Below are 15,601 nucleotides of genomic sequence, written 5' to 3'. Positions count from 1 at the left end.
TGTTAGTAATGCAGGAGAGAATCAATAGAATAAAGGAGCAATTACATGATGCTTCTTATAAATTAACCCCTCAAAGGGAAGCGACAGTGACCGTATTATTAGAAAATGAAGCTGATCATTTGAGTGCAGAAGATGTTTTCCTAAAAGTAAAGGAACGTGCACCTGAAATTGGTCTCGCAACTGTATATCGTACATTAGAATTATTAGCTGAATTGAAGATTGTTGATAAGATTAATTTTGGAGATGGCGTTGCACGTTTTGATTTGAGAAAAGAAGGTGCAAAACACTTTCACCATCATCTTGTATGTATGAGTTGTGGAGATGTTGATGAAATAGAAGAAGATTTACTGGATGAAGTTGAAAAGAAAGTAGAATCGGATTATCATTTCTTAATAATGGATCATCGTTTAACTTTCCATGGTATTTGTAAAAAATGTGCTGACAAAGGCGTTCAACCTGAAGATCTTGATAAAAAAATAACAGAATAATTTGAAATGCAGATGAAATAATCATCTGTATTTTTTTATATTTTTAGTTGATTGTATAATTATTATGGTAAACTTAATGGTGAGGTGTTAATATGCAAACAATAATAGATGAATTTTTACATTTTATTATGATTGAAAAAGGACTAAGTAAAAATACAGTTGCAGCTTATCGTAGAGATTTAAACCATTATCAGGCTTTTTTGGAAGAGGAGAAAATTGGTAATATTGATAACATCGATAGATATACGATCACTTTATTTTTAGGATATTTAAAAGATCAGGGTAAATCTGCAAAAACTTTAGCACGGGTTTCAGCGACAATTAGAGGATTTCATCAGTTTGCTTTAAGAGAAAAATATGCGGTTAAAGATCCTACAGTCATTCTTGAAGCACCAAAATATGAACGCAATCTGCCGGATATTCTTTCTATAGAAGAGGTTGATAAATTTTTATCGACACCAGATACATCAAAGCTTACTGGAAAGCGTGATCAGGCAATGCTTGAACTGTTATATGCTACTGGTATGCGTGTATCAGAGCTAATTAATTTAAACGTAGATGATGTGAATACAATCATGGGTTTTGTTCGCGTATTCGGTAAAGGTAATAAAGAACGTATTATTCCTATTGGAGATAATATGATTAAATTGCTGGAGACGTATATACAGTCTACGCGTTATAAGATGCTTAAAAAAGAAATGACAGACAGTCTATTTCTAAATTTTCATGGTAAAAGACTCACACGCCAAGGATTCTGGAAGATAATGCGTCAAATTAAAGTTGAAGCTGGCATAGACAAGAAACTTACGCCACATACTTTACGTCATTCTTTTGCAACACATCTTCTAGAAAATGGTGCAGACCTACGTGCCGTACAGGAAATGTTAGGACATGCAGATATTTCAACAACGCAACTTTATACCCATATCAGCAAGAAACAAATAAGAGAAGTGTATAAAAATACACATCCTAGAGCATAAGGAGAAAATATGAGTAAACAAAGAGAAATTCATAGAAATCAGGAAAAATTTCAAAAAGAAAATGATAGAAAAAAACAGGTTATTGTGCCAGAGGACACGCATGAAACAGATACTCAGATCAATCAGGAGAATGATTCAAAGAAAAATAAGAATAACTGGATATTATTCGGTTTTATCGCCTTGATGTGTATCATCTGGGGTATCCTGTATTGGATATTTATTGTGTAAAGCCATGTTTCTCGCCTGGATGACTTCAGTTCTATCACGTAGTTTATGTTTATGAATGATTGCCTGAGTAGGTTCGTAATAATTTTTTATATCTATTGCTTCTATAACAGGTAGTGTGATGGGATAATAAGTTAAATCTTTTTGAATGTCAGTTATTTGCTCTATTAATATAGATATATCTAGATATTCAGATAAGAAAGTCTTATTTATTTTTAGCAACAGTATTGTTTTTTTTAGTAATGTATGAGTACCACGTTTATTGTGACGTCGTAGATGATACATTGCAGTAGCGAGCATAATTAATGCGACTTCAGGGTCTTGTTTAGTAAATTGTGATTTTTGTTTCCAGGCATCCTCCATGATTTCATGACATTCAAAATAATCACGATACACATGAAAATGAATGATATAATCCGAAAATGCTTGTTTAAATAATGCATGCATAAGAAATCCTCCAGAAGTAAGGTGAATATATGTACGAAGTAAAATTAGATTCATTTGAAGGCCCGTTAGATTTACTCCTTCACTTAATTCAGAAATATGAAATAGATATTTATGATATCTCAATGAAAGTGTTAACAGAACAATATATTAATTATATCAAAAATGTTGATGATCTTGATATTAATCAACATGGTGATTATTTGGTGATGGCGAGTGAGTTATTAAGAATAAAGAGCAAAACATTATTACCAGATACAAATGTAGATGAAAGTGAAAACATCGAAGATCCACGTGAAGATTTAATGCGACAATTATTAGAATATCAAAATTACCGTTTATATGCTGATATTTTAAAAACGAAAAAAGAGTCACATGAAAAATATTTTGTCAAACGTAGCAATGATTTATCCCATTTCGAGAATGCAAAACAAACACCGATACACATTGAACTTACCGATTTAATCACTGCATATCAGAAAGCAAAGCAACGTCGTAAAAAGATTGCTAGTGAATCTGTAAGTGTAGCCCGAGATACTTACTCCATGGAAGAAGCGATTGAGACAGTGACATATGCACTATCTCAAAAAGATAAAATTACTTTCGATGATTTTGTTTCATTTTCTGAAACAAAAACACAGATAGTAACATTGTTTCTGGCCATTCTGGAACTTATGAAAAATAATAAGATCAATGTTTATCAATCTAATGATTTTGGTGAAATAGAGATTGAAAGAGGAAAAAACTATGTCGAATGAAAAAATTAATATCATACTAGGTTTATTATATGCAGTTGGTGATGAAGGTATTGAAATTGAACAACTTGCAGAGATTATAGAACGCACACCATCACAATTATCTGATATTGTAAGCACATATAATCATGAAATTTTTGAAATTCAAAAGTTAGGATCTAAATACTTTCTGATGACCAATGAAACTTTGAATCCATACCTGGAAGATTTGGTTACTGCTACAAATGAAAAGAAATTAACACAGGCTTCACTCGAAACTTTAGCGATAATTGCATATAATCAACCTGTAACACGCCATGATATTGAAATGATGCGTGGTGTAAATAGTGATGGACCGGTCAAGACATTGATCGAAAGAGGTCTAGTAGAAAGTACAGAAGTGAATGGTGAGCGTGCTAGACAATTAGCAACGACAGAATTTTTTCTGATGACATTCGGACTTACATCTTTAGATGATTTACCGAGAGATGAGACGATGACAAGTGATGCAAGTGAAATGGAATTATTCTTTAAAAATTTAAATGAAGAGGATGAATAAAATGAGTGAACAATTAGAAAGATTACAGAAAGTCATCGCTAAAAGTGGTGTGACTTCACGTCGTAAAGCAGAAGTATTAATCTCAGAAGGTAAAGTCACTGTTAATGGTGAGACAGTAACTGAACTTGGTACGAAAGTAAGTCCTAGAGACCGTGTAGAAGTAGAAGGCATTCCTTTAGAAAATCCGGAAAAGATATATATATTATTCCACAAACCAACTGGTGTGATTACTAGTGTTTCTGATGATAAAGGTCGAACTGTTGTAACTGATTATTTTCCGCAACTAGACTTAAGAATATTTCCTGTAGGTCGTCTTGATTATGAGACAAGTGGTTTATTATTACTGACAAACGATGGTGACTTTGCCAATCAAATGACCCATCCTAAATACAAGATGAAGAAAAAATACGTAGCTAAATTAAAAGGATTTCTATTAAGAGAACAAGTTAAAGAATTGGAACGAGGTATCATGCTCGAAGACGGAAAAACAGCTCCGGCAATTGTGAAAGTAAAGTCACAGGACAAGCTGAAAGACACTACTTTAGTAGAGATTACAATTCATGAAGGTCGTAATCGTCAAGTGCGTCGTATGTTTGCCCATTTTGGTCACGAAGTTGTGAAATTATCTCGTATTGAATATGGACCGTTAACGCTTAAAGGATTAAATGCAGGGGATGCAAGAGAACTCACACCTCATGAAGTAAAAACTTTACGTAATATGAGTTTAAATAAATCATAAAATTCACATAGTTGCCACAGATAATAATTGCTTAAATGATATAATGTAATGTGACATTTTGAATAGAGAAGGGGTTAAGCATGGCGAAACAGCAAAAAAAATGGATTCAATATATGGTGACTTTCCTAATTTTGCTCGCAATAATTTTTATCATCTACGTTTCTGTGACGAAAGATGGCGAAAAGGTTGTGAAAATTGGTGATGATGCACCTGTGTTTGAATTGAAAACATTAGATGACAGTAAAGTTAATTTAAAGGATTATCGTGGCAAAGGTTTAGTACTTAATTTCTGGGGAACTTGGTGTGAACCTTGTTTAGAAGAGATGCCGGATTTAAACCGTGCACATAATGTGTACAAAAATCAAGGTGTAGAAGTATTAACAATTCACGTTAAGAACAGTCCACAACAAATTAAACAGTTCTTCAGTGCATTAGACGAAGAAGTAACTTTACCAGTTGGTTTAGATAATGGTGATGTAATGGAAGCATATAATGCGAATGATCTACCGAATACTTATATCATTGATAAAGATGGGAAGATTGTAGCACACCATAAAGGCCAAATGTCAAAAGAAGATATTCAGAAATATATGGAAATGGTTAAACCATAAAAGGAGGATGACGATGCAGGAACAATCGATTAAATGTGTTTGTGGTCATGTAAACCCTCCTGGTACTCAATTATGTCAAAACTGCGGACGTTTGATTAATGACAGCTATGATAAAAAGAAAACAACAGATGTCATGCGATATGACGGTCAAGCAGTGAGAAGTAAGACAAAGCATAAAACATTGCTGGATAAAGTATGGATATTTTTCAGTTCCGTTAAAGTTGGTGTGATATTACTTGTATTAACCGTTTTAGCATCTGCACTAGGGACAATGTTTCCTCAGGAATATTTTATTCCCGTAGGTGAAGATCCATCGACATTCTATAAAGATAAATACGGTACTTTAGGATATATCTATTATAAACTTGGATTAGATAACCTATATACATCTTGGTGGTATCTAATACTACTTGCGCTTGTAGCATTCTCAATTATTGCAGCAAGTATAGACCGAGGCATTCCATTACATAAATCGCTTACACGTCAGACTGTTAAGAAGCACCCAACGTACTTTAAACGTCAGAGGTTGACACTAGATGTACCGACAACGGTTGATCAGGCGGCTCTTGTAAATGCTTTAGAGCAGAGAAAATATAAAGTTAGAACTGACGGTACAGCAATATTAGCTGAAAAAGGCCGTTTAAGTCGTTATGGTCCATACATTAACCACACCGGGCTTATAATTTTGTTAGCAGGTGCAATGCTTCGATTTGTCCCGGCTTTATATGTGGATGAATTTGTTGGTGTTGCAGAAGGTGAGACAAAAAGTATCCCCGGCACAGAAAATACGTATTATATTAAAAATAATAAGTTTATTTTTGAACAATACGATGCAGAATCTATTTCAAACATTAATGGTAAATCAGCAGATGCCAGAATGAATAAAATTGCTAAAAATTATGAATCACAAGTTACAATATATGAAAATAAAGCTGATAAATCAGTTGTAGGTGCTGAACCGAAATTAGCACAAATCAAAGATGACAGTGTAAAAGTGAACCATCCAGTTAAATTTGCAAATTTTGCGTTATATCAGAATAGTTTCGATCAGTCTCAACTTAAAACAATGACATTTAAAGTTGAAGACATCAAGACAGGCAAACCTATCGGTAAAACATTTGAAGTTGCACTTGATAATCCCGGCAAACAATATAAGGTAAGTGATGATTTAACTGTGAATCTAAAAAACTATGCACCGGATTTCAATGGTATTGCGGATAATGGAACTTTATTAACAAGCTCCCCGATTCCAAATAATCCTGCATTCGTCTTTGGGGTTGAGGATAAAGGTAAACAATCAGAATATAGCCTACTAAAAATACGTTCTTCACAGGATATCACTAAAAATAATCAATATGCGGTAAAATTTGTGAGTGCGACGAATAAAACGATTACTTATTTAACAGTAAAGAAAGATTTAACGTTACCTATTCTATTTATTGGTTTTTCAATATTTTTAATAGGTCTTGCCATTGGATCTTATATTCACCACCGTCGTATCTGGATTGAAACGAAAGATGGATTTAAATTAGCAGCACATACAAATAGAAATTATTATGGGTATTCTAAAGACATTAACAGTATGTTAGAACCTTTCAATTTACCGAAAGTTAACGATAAATATGCGGATACGGAGGAAGAAAATGAATAGTGAAGCTTTATTAAATATCAGTAGTACTTCATTGTATGCTGCATTTATTTTATATTTAATCGCGATATTACCATTCTCAGCAAGTATTAAAGCGAAATCGAAGAAAAGTGAAAAAATTGCAGTAACCTTAACGATTATAGGGTTTATTATGCAGCTCGTATATTTTGTTACACGATGGATGGCGGCAGGACATGCCCCGGTAAGTAATATGTACGAATTCCTGACTATGTTCGGTATCATGATGGTCGGTGGATTTTTAGTACTATATTTCTTATATCATACGCCAATATTAGCATTGTTCTCATTGCCAATCGCTATGCTTTTAATTGTTTATGCGAGTATGTTCTCGCGTGATGTCTCACCACTTATTCCTGCATTACAAAGTAATTGGTTAGCGATTCATGTTATTACTGTAACAATCAGTTACGGTATTTTATCTGTAAGTTCAGTAGCAGGATTAATCTATTTATTACGTTATGTTGATGCGAATGAAAGGTCAAAAGATGCTTTTTGGTTAGAGGTTGTAATGTACTTCATAACCCTAGTGATAGCTTTTATATTAACAACAATCGTTATGAAAGGTATCGTTCATTATCAGGAAGATTATTATTACTATGATAAAAATGATAATAAGACAATTGCTGAATATCATTTACCTGGATTAGTGACATTTAAGGATAGTATTCCTGTTGAGAAAATTAAAGGCACGAAACAAGATTATAAAGAAGTTAAACGATTCGATACAGGGATTGAATTACCGCCTGTAATTAACGCTCAAAAATTAAATACAGTAGCATGGTCTATTATCATTGGTACAATTTTATATGGACTGTTAAGATTAGTGTTAAGAAAAACATTATTTGCTGTAGTTAAACCTTTAACGAATAAAGTATCGCTTCAGTTAATGGATGAAATTTGCTATAGATCAGTAATTATTGGTTTCCCATTATTTGCTTTAGGTGGCTTGTTATTTGCGAGTATATGGGCTCAAATTGCCTGGAGTAGGTTCTGGGGATGGGATCCTAAAGAGGTTTGGGCATTAATTACATTCTTATTCTATGCTATCTTCCTGCATTTACGTTTAGGTAGAGGCTGGGAAGGTAAGAAAAGTGCCTGGCTTGCAGTTGTAGGTATGGCAATCATTTTATTCAATGTGATTGCAGTAAACCTTATTATTGCAGGACTGCACTCATACGCTTAAATTAAAGGAGTAATCGACATGAAACATACGATATTGATCGTTGATGATGAAGACAGAATCAGAAAACTTGCCAAAATGTATCTTGAACGTGAAGGTTTTGAGACAGTAGAAGCAAGTGATGGTGAAACAGCTTTAGAACTCGCTTTAAACCAGAATTTTCATTGTATATTACTTGATATAATGCTGCCGGGAATGGACGGCATTGAAGTATGCAGAAGAATTCGTGAGGAAAAAACAACACCAATTATTATGCTAACAGCTAAAGGTGAAGAACATAATCGCGTTGAAGGATTTGAAATAGGGGCTGACGACTACATCGTTAAACCATTTTCGCCACGTGAAGTAGTATTACGTGTTAAAGCGATATTACGACGTGCACAGCCAACGATGTATTTAAAACAAGATTCACACGCGAAAGATTTAATCGTATTTGATTCTTTAGTGATTGATAATGATGCACATCGTGTTATGGCTGAAAATCAGGAAGTTAATTTGACACCAAAAGAATATGAATTATTATTATTTTTAGCAAAAAGTCCGGATAAAGTTTTTGACCGTGAACAATTACTGAAAGATGTTTGGCATTATGAGTTTTACGGAGATTTACGTACAGTAGATACTCATGTTAAACGTCTTCGAGAAAAATTAAATAAAGTTTCACCGAAAGCTGCTGATATGATTCACACTGTATGGGGTGTTGGTTATAAGTTTGAGGTGAAAGAATAATGCGCTATTTTAATAGCGTAGTAATTAAACTGTGGTTAACTATATTATTTATAGTGACTGCAGTTTTAATTATATTATCTGTTTCTTTAATGGGATTCTTTAATTCGTATTTGAAAAGCGAGTCTGGCCATACGCTTAAGCAGCAAGCTGAAAAAGCTGAGCTCGTATTAACGAGTCATCACGATCAAAGCGATGCATTAACTTATGTGAAAGAATTAATAGAAAATCCTGCAGGTATTATTATTGTTCAAAATAAATCGGACTTAGATGTAACATACGATGATCCACTCAAACAGCTAATGGTAGACGAAATCAAAGGAAATGACGCTTTTGATAAAGTTTTTGAGAAAGATGAATATGTTGTAAAAGATATTAAAGTAAATTACCAGGATAACAGACATGAATATATCCTTATCGGATACCCTTCTCAAGCTTTTAATTATAAAGACAGTGGGATATTTATCTATCAGGATACTAATTCAATGGATGATGCACAAAATTATATTACTTTTATTATTTTTATCGTGGCAATGTTATTATTGATACTTACTACTATCTTTGCATTTTTCTTATCCAATAAGATTACAAAACCATTGTTACTGTTAAAGACAGCTGCTTTTAATTTAGCAAGAGGTGAGCGTAACAATAAAATAGCTGTATATTCCAGAGATGAGATTGGTGAATTAGCACTTGCGTTTAATAAGATGGAGCAGGAGATAACATTAAATATCAGTAAAATATCCCAGGAACGTAATTTAAGGGATCGATTAATCAATGCAATGGAAGACGGTGTTTTAAGCTTTAATATGGATCTTGAAAAACAGCTTCAAAACCCGATGGCAGAGAGATTTTTAGATGATATTTCTCAGGAAGACACTGATATTTTAAGTAAACTCGTGAATCAGGTAATGCAATCTGATGAAACAATATATCATGAAATTTCTACATTTAATAAACATTATGTACTCATCATCTCGCCAGTCAAAAATACGACGCAGGGACAAAATAACGGTGCTGTCGCTATCATTCGTGATATGAGTGAAGAGAAAAAGATAGATATGATGAAACAACAGTTTATCGCAAATGTTTCTCATGAATTACGTACGCCAATCCAAATGTTACAAGGGTATACTGAAGCAATTTTAGATGGCATAGTCGTTGAAAAAGATGACGTGGATGAGTTTTTAAACATTATTTTAGATGAATCTAAACGATTAAACAGGCTGGTTAATGAGTTAATAAATGTTGCTCGTATTGACGCTGGAGAAACGACTTTAAATAAAGAAGTGATGGATATATCGCCTTTACTTGAAAAAAATATTCAGAACTTTAAGCAGAGTGCTATAGAACATGAAACAACATTGCAACTAGATTTAAAGCATACAAAAGAGGTAGTAATTGATTATGATAAGATATTCCAGGTCATTACAAATCTGCTGGACAATGCAATGCGTTATACAAAGAGTGGGGACACTATAAAAATTTCAACATACAATGATACAAACAACCTGTATATAAAAATTGCTGATACTGGAGTAGGTATTGCTAAAGAACATATCAATCATATATTTGATAGATTTTATAAAGTTGATCAGGCAAGAACACGAGGTAAGCACGGCACTGGATTAGGTTTATTTATCGTAAAAGCTATCATTGAAAAACATCATGGTGAAATTAAAGTTGAAAGTGAGCAAGGTGTTGGCACAACGTTCACTATTTCGATTCCGTTAGTTGACACGAAGCAGTAGTTTGGTACAATGATTTATGGCATATGCCAATAATACACATTCATCTTCGGGGTCGGTGAAATTCCGAGCCGGCGGTAAAAGCCCGCGACCTGCATTATGCAGCTGATTTGGTGTAATTCCAAAGCCGACAGTACAGTCTGGATGGGAGAAGATGGAGGTCAGAGTTTCGTCAAGTTAATTTGTCCTCCTGATTCAAAGATGAAGTAAGGAGAAATTATGACAAAATTGAATAGAACAAGAAGTCTGATACTGATCAGTTTATTAAGTGCGATTGCATTCATACTGATGTTTTTAAAGGTACCAGTACCTTTCTTGCCACCGTATTTAACGATTGATATCAGTGATTTACCTGCAATTATTGCGTTATTTACTGCTGGACCTGTAGCTGCAGTACTTATTGAGTTTATTAAGAACATACTCAACTTTGTAATGAACATGACAGATCCAGTTGGTCCTGTTGCTAACTTTTTAGCAGGGACATCGTTTATATTGACACTGTATGTGATTACAAAAGGAAGATTTAATAAGATAATACCAGCATTTATCAGTGCTACAATCGTAATGACGATTGTTATGAGTATGCTTAACTATTTCGTGTTATTACCAATGTATGGCATGATTATGAATTTAAATGATGTTGTCAAGAATATTCAGGTTATCGTAACAGCAGGTATAATTCCCTTTAATATGATTAAAGGATTATTGCTGACAATTCTCTTTTATATCATTGTTAAACCGTTAGTACCGTTACTTAAAAAACAAATGAAAATTAATAATTAATAGCATAGAACATAACTTGACAAAAAAGCTTGAAGTTCGAATTGAACTTCAAGCTTTTTTAAAATATTATTCAAATTTAAGTGCGTCGCCATCAAATGATTCATCTGCAACTTTAATTGAATCAGTTGGGCAACCTTCAAATGCATCGATCATATCTTCTTCTAATTCTTCCGGTATTTCCTGAGTACCTTTGTTATCATCTAAAATAACATAGGCAATACCTTCATCATCATAATCATATATATCAGGTGCCGCTGCACCACAAGCACCGCAAGCGATGCATGTATCCATATCAACGATCGTATATTTACCTGCCATATTTTTTCGCCTCCTCACACTTTCATGCTACACTAGTTATAACATACATAACTATTTTAGTGATAGTTAAGCACATTTTCAACAAAAATATTTCAAGGTGACAATAATGAAAACGATTAATCGGTATATAAAGACGCATTACCTAACAGATAAATCAGTCAAAAGTTTATGGAAATTATTGATTGGTGCGCGAACACAGCAGACTTATTTTGATGCAGTGATGCAAGATCTATTACCAGTTTATGAATTGTATCCAAATGTTTCATTTGAGGCTGTCACTCGGCTCGTTCATAATGATAATGATGTAAATTTTATTCAAAACAATGATCTGAAACTATATCCATACTTTTACTATGCAAGTGAGTTATCTTTTACATCCTTTGTTCTATTGCTTCAAACAGTTTCTGAATATCTCTATCATTCCTCTGACTATTTACCTAGTTCAAATCGTTTATTTATACAGCAGCAAGTAAAATATCTTTTTATGAAGATTAAAAAAGATGATGAATTTATTTTGTTAGCTCATGAAGTAGATGATTTGTCGCAGTTTATCTTTAAAGAGGCCGGTACCTGTTATTTTATACATTTTCTGCATGGTCATCAAATAAGACCTGATAGTTATGAACAAATATCTAAACAATTTAACTTAAGTATTGATGAGATAAAATCACAAATGATCCTCGAAAAGAATTTGATGCTTCATGCATTTAAGACACGCAAATATAAGTTATTAAGTTATCTGTATGTCAGAACGCCTTTACATATCAATACGAGTGATACTTATCAGCGTTTAATTAATGGTGACTCAATAGACACAATTCAGCGAAATAAATCAGTAAGAATACATACGATACAAGATCATATTATTGAAATATTGATTAAAGACTATCCACTTGATACTACATTTTATCTAGCAGAACAAGAATATATAGCCATTAAAGAAATGATAAAAAACAATCGCTTCGGGAAACTAAAGACATTATATGAACTTTCGCCAATAAAAGATTATTTTAAATTAAAAATCGCAATCGTAAAATATAAAATGGAGCAATGCAAATGAAAGCAATCAATAAAATTTTACAAGAGACCTTTGGTATAGAAAGCTTACGAGAAAATCAAATTAAAATTGTGCAAAAGATTCTTGAGGGGAGTGATGTATTAGCGCTTCTACCAACAGGTTCAGGGAAATCACTAACTTTCCAGTTACCAATGCTGATAAATAATAAAAAGACCATTGTAATATCACCATTAATTGCATTAATGGAAGATCAGGTTATGCAGCTTAAACAAAAAAAGATTAAAGCATGCTGTATACACAGTCAGTTAGATGATATGGACAAACAATTATTGTTATCTCATGTTGAAACATATGATTTTATATACTGTTCACCTGAATGGCTTGTTACAAATGGTCTGAATTATTTAAAGCACTATCCCTGTGAAGCTATCGTTATAGATGAAGCACATTGCATTTCGGAGTGGGGATTTGAATTCAGACCCCATTATTTGATGATTGATGAAATAGTATCATATTTTGATGCACAGGTTATTGCATTAACCGCCACTGCAAATGATCAAGTAATCTCAGATATTCAGCACGTTATTAAAAGGAAATTAACTGTAATGGATTATTTAACGGAGAGGGAGAATATCTTTTTATCCGTGGTAAATACAAATGATGATACAGACAAATTGTCCTTTATTTTAGAAGCTTTAAAAGCATCTGCTGCAACTGTAATTTATTTTTCTTCAAAGAAACAAGTCGAATACGTATATAGATATCTTTTAGCGCAAGGTATAATGGTGGAACGCTATCATGCAGATATGCAATATGAAGAAAGGATGTCCGTACAGCAGCGTTTTATGAATGATGAAATACAAGTGATTTGTGCAACGAATGCATTTGGTATGGGCGTTAATAAATCAAATATAAGAACAGTAATACATTATCATATGCCAAAATCAATTTTTCAGTTTATTCAGGAGATAGGTAGAGGAGGCAGAGATGGTGAATTATCACAATCTATTTTGTTGTATAGTCCTAACGATGAGATACTTCCATATCGACTCAATGAATTAAATGAATTGAGTGTGGCAGAAATAGATTTGTATTTTCAAGGTGCAGTACTATCTGAAGAAAAGCAAATATTGTTAAAAATTCTTTCGGAAAAGTATAATAGAAAAGAAGTAGTAGAAAAAATCAAGCATCACCAGCAAATGAAACGAACAGCATTGATACAGATGATGGAATATATACATGAAAAAAATTGTTTTACGCAAAAACTAAATTATTTCAGTTTAAACATGCAAAATGTAACGGATATACAAAGTATGGAGCAAGAAAAAAATAGTTTGAAATGTAAAAGTTGTGCGCAATGCAATGAACAAGTTAAAATCTCGTTTGAACAGCAAAATTATCATATTCAAAAAAAGTTCGGAAAAACGCTTCTAAATCAACTGTTTAATGATTTATATGTCTTTACTTAAGCAACATATTTTGTCTATAATAAGTATGTATTATTAAAATATTAATTGAGTGGGTGGATATTGTGTCAAGAGATAATTTCAAAGATGAATTTGAAAAAAGTAAACAGAAAATTGAACGTGAAAGTCATGAATTGACAGACCAAGATCAAACTGTTGAAAATAAAGCAGTTAATGAAGATAATGTGGATAGTGAACAATTAAATAAAGCTGAATCAAATGAAATATTTCCACCACGCGGGGCTTCAAGAAGAAATCGATCTCAGGAACGAAAAAATCGTGAAAAATCAATTCAACCCGATGAAAAAGTAACTTACGATGCACATACAGATAAAGATGCTGTTGAAACTAACGAAGAAGTGGTTAAAGAAAATAAAAAAAGAGATCGATCAATTATTGCATCAGCAACAGGTGTTGGTGGAAGCGTAGTTGGAAATGTTGCTTCTAATAAAACTGGTATCCATGGTAATAAGAACAATAAAAATACAGCTGAACAACTGTCAGAAAAAGAATCATCACAAAAAGAATCTAAGAATAATAATAAGAAAAAAGCTGCAGCAGGTGCTGCGGTAGTTGGTGCGGGTGCAACTGGTCCTGCCTCAAATGCAACAGCAGCAAATAAAAAGCAGCAGGACCATAAAAAGAGTGAAGACAAAAAAGAAGATGAGGGTAATGGAATGAAGAAGTATTTACCGTTTCTTGCAGCAATATTGTTATTGATCCCTATTATTATCTTATTAAGTAACTTTATTAATAATCAGGATGAAGGCAAACCTAAAACAGAAGAAGTTGTTGTTAACAAGGGTAAAGAAAATAAAGATAAAACTGCAGCAACTAAATCGACTGAAGAAAAATCAACAGAAGAAAAATCAACAGAAGAAAACACTAAAACAACTGAAGACGCAACAACTGAGAATGCAGTAGCAGAGAAAGAAAGTACAGAAGATACTACTGCAAATTCAAATAATAATGGTACTGCAACAAACAACACTGATACAGCAACAAATAGTAACAGTACAACTACAAATAATAATGCCGAAAATGCCACTTCAACTAATAGTACAGTGACTAATGGTGGTGCATCACATGTTGTTGGTGCAAAAGAAAACTTGTACCGTATCGCAATTAAATATTATGGCAGTGGCTCACCTGAAAACGTTGAAAAAATAAGAAGAGCAAATGCTATTTCAGGTAATAATCTTTCAGCTGGTCAAACATTAGTAATTCCAGAATAATTAAATACAAAGGGGATGGATTTATGTACTTAAAAACAATTATGATACCTAAAGAAAAATGCTACGTTGCAAATCCTAATGACACAATTAAAAGTGTTTTGGATAAATTAGAGCATCATGGTATTGACGGTATGCCTGTAGTAGAAGAAGGAAAATATTTAGGTACCGCTACAAAATATGAAATCTTTAGACATTTCTTCTTTATGAAAACGCCGAAATTACGTGATGAATTTGTTGAACAGACAAAAATTGGTGATATATTACCGTTAGATGAATACAGTGTAAATGATTCAACTTTCTTTGAAGAATCATTTTTAACTTTACAGGATTTTCCGATACTTAGTATTATTAATGACCGCAATGAATTTTTAGGTGTGGTCACGCGATATGATGTTATGGAACAATTTAAATCTGCATTTGGTATGAGTAAACCAGGTGTACGTATTGCGATTACTTCTATTGATGCAGAAGGACGAATTAAACGTCTAGCTTCAGCTTTATCTAAATTTAAATTAAATGCGATTTCGTTTGTTACATTTGATGAAACAGATAAAATGCATCGCAGAATGATTGTTAAAGTTGAAGACCATAAAAATATTAAGAAGTTTACTAAATATTTAAAACAAAATGGATTTAAAGTATTAGATATTCAGGAAGATAATTAATAAAAGAGGACTC

General features: G+C 32.9%; 17 protein-coding genes and 1 riboswitch. Of the genes, 15 read left to right on the top strand and 2 right to left on the bottom strand.

Annotated features, from left to right (window positions below; all coding sequences use genetic code 11):
• Positions 1 to 8: 8 nt before the first annotated feature.
• Together fur and xerD are read left to right on the top strand one after the other, a co-directional pair.
• Positions 9 to 488, top strand: a complete 480-nt coding sequence (gene fur, locus HT586_RS07335; RefSeq protein ID WP_096076419.1) for a ferric iron uptake transcriptional regulator — start codon at positions 9 to 11, stop codon at positions 486 to 488.
• 92 nt (positions 489 to 580) lie between these two features.
• On the top strand, positions 581 to 1,468 hold the full coding sequence (xerD, locus tag HT586_RS07330; RefSeq protein ID WP_188017316.1) for a site-specific tyrosine recombinase XerD: 888 nt from the start codon (positions 581 to 583) through the stop codon (positions 1,466 to 1,468).
• 162 nt (positions 1,469 to 1,630) lie between these two features.
• Here the strand turns inward: xerD and HT586_RS07325 are convergent, their stop codons facing one another.
• Positions 1,631 to 2,140, bottom strand: a complete 510-nt coding sequence (locus tag HT586_RS07325; RefSeq protein WP_203545505.1) for a DUF309 domain-containing protein — start codon at positions 2,138 to 2,140, stop codon at positions 1,631 to 1,633.
• Between the two features lie 29 nt (positions 2,141 to 2,169).
• On the opposite strand from HT586_RS07325, the gene HT586_RS07320 reads away from it, so the two are divergent.
• The 9 genes from HT586_RS07320 (at position 2,170) to HT586_RS07280 (ending at position 10,886) form a co-directional block, all read left to right on the top strand.
• Positions 2,170 to 2,895: a segregation and condensation protein A gene (locus HT586_RS07320; RefSeq protein WP_188017317.1), complete on the top strand. Its 726-nt coding sequence runs from the start codon at positions 2,170 to 2,172 to the stop codon at positions 2,893 to 2,895.
• Positions 2,885 to 3,430, top strand: coding sequence for an SMC-Scp complex subunit ScpB (gene scpB / locus HT586_RS07315; protein ID WP_111744901.1), 546 nt, complete (start codon positions 2,885 to 2,887; stop codon positions 3,428 to 3,430). The genes HT586_RS07320 and scpB overlap by 11 nt, the downstream gene beginning before the upstream one ends.
• A gap of 1 nt (position 3,431) precedes the next feature.
• On the top strand, positions 3,432 to 4,169 hold the full coding sequence (locus tag HT586_RS07310) for a pseudouridine synthase (RefSeq protein WP_096076424.1): 738 nt from the start codon (positions 3,432 to 3,434) through the stop codon (positions 4,167 to 4,169).
• Between the two features lie 80 nt (positions 4,170 to 4,249).
• Positions 4,250 to 4,780 (top strand): thiol-disulfide oxidoreductase ResA, encoded by a 531-nt coding sequence (gene resA, locus HT586_RS07305; protein WP_096076425.1) that lies wholly within the window; start codon positions 4,250 to 4,252, stop codon positions 4,778 to 4,780.
• A gap of 13 nt (positions 4,781 to 4,793) precedes the next feature.
• A complete protein-coding gene (gene resB, locus HT586_RS07300; protein WP_133353225.1) occupies positions 4,794 to 6,431 on the top strand; it encodes a cytochrome c biogenesis protein ResB in 1,638 nt (545 codons plus the stop codon).
• On the top strand, positions 6,424 to 7,632 hold the full coding sequence (gene ccsB, locus HT586_RS07295; RefSeq protein WP_203545504.1) for a c-type cytochrome biogenesis protein CcsB: 1,209 nt from the start codon (positions 6,424 to 6,426) through the stop codon (positions 7,630 to 7,632). The genes resB and ccsB overlap by 8 nt, the downstream gene beginning before the upstream one ends.
• Before the next feature lie 18 nt (positions 7,633 to 7,650).
• Entirely contained in the window at positions 7,651 to 8,358 is a 708-nt protein-coding gene (locus tag HT586_RS07290; protein ID WP_096076428.1) for a response regulator transcription factor, read from the top strand.
• Positions 8,358 to 10,106, top strand: a complete 1,749-nt coding sequence (locus HT586_RS07285; protein WP_096076429.1) for an ATP-binding protein — start codon at positions 8,358 to 8,360, stop codon at positions 10,104 to 10,106. The genes HT586_RS07290 and HT586_RS07285 overlap by 1 nt, the downstream gene beginning before the upstream one ends.
• Positions 10,107 to 10,144: 38 nt before the next feature.
• A riboswitch (FMN riboswitch) is annotated at positions 10,145 to 10,263 on the top strand.
• A 59-nt stretch (positions 10,264 to 10,322) separates the two neighbouring features.
• Positions 10,323 to 10,886 carry an ECF transporter S component gene (locus tag HT586_RS07280; protein WP_096076430.1) on the top strand — a complete coding sequence of 188 codons (564 nt, stop codon included), beginning with the start codon at positions 10,323 to 10,325 and terminating at the stop codon, positions 10,884 to 10,886.
• A gap of 66 nt (positions 10,887 to 10,952) precedes the next feature.
• On the opposite strand, the gene HT586_RS07275 is transcribed toward HT586_RS07280, so the two are convergent.
• Complete coding sequence (locus HT586_RS07275) at positions 10,953 to 11,204, bottom strand: ferredoxin (protein ID WP_096076431.1); 252 nt, start codon at positions 11,202 to 11,204, stop codon at positions 10,953 to 10,955.
• 106 nt (positions 11,205 to 11,310) lie between these two features.
• Between HT586_RS07275 and HT586_RS07270 the strand changes: the two genes are divergently transcribed.
• The 4 genes from HT586_RS07270 (at position 11,311) to HT586_RS07255 (ending at position 15,588) form a co-directional block, all read left to right on the top strand.
• Positions 11,311 to 12,264 (top strand): helix-turn-helix domain-containing protein, encoded by a 954-nt coding sequence (locus HT586_RS07270; RefSeq protein ID WP_203545503.1) that lies wholly within the window; start codon positions 11,311 to 11,313, stop codon positions 12,262 to 12,264.
• Positions 12,261 to 13,691, top strand: coding sequence for a RecQ family ATP-dependent DNA helicase (locus HT586_RS07265; protein WP_203545502.1), 1,431 nt, complete (start codon positions 12,261 to 12,263; stop codon positions 13,689 to 13,691). The genes HT586_RS07270 and HT586_RS07265 overlap by 4 nt, the downstream gene beginning before the upstream one ends.
• A 62-nt stretch (positions 13,692 to 13,753) precedes the next feature.
• On the top strand, positions 13,754 to 14,923 hold the full coding sequence (locus HT586_RS07260) for a LysM peptidoglycan-binding domain-containing protein (protein ID WP_203545501.1): 1,170 nt from the start codon (positions 13,754 to 13,756) through the stop codon (positions 14,921 to 14,923).
• A 23-nt stretch (positions 14,924 to 14,946) separates the two neighbouring features.
• On the top strand, positions 14,947 to 15,588 hold the full coding sequence (locus HT586_RS07255) for a CBS domain-containing protein (protein WP_096076435.1): 642 nt from the start codon (positions 14,947 to 14,949) through the stop codon (positions 15,586 to 15,588).
• Positions 15,589 to 15,601 lie beyond the last annotated feature (13 nt).

This window comes from Macrococcoides bohemicum, from assembly GCF_016865215.1.
Classification (GTDB): domain Bacteria; phylum Bacillota; class Bacilli; order Staphylococcales; family Staphylococcaceae; genus Macrococcoides; species Macrococcoides bohemicum.
The sequence above is the reverse complement of the archived record's forward strand: the minus strand, read 5'-3'. Positions and strand labels throughout refer to the sequence as shown.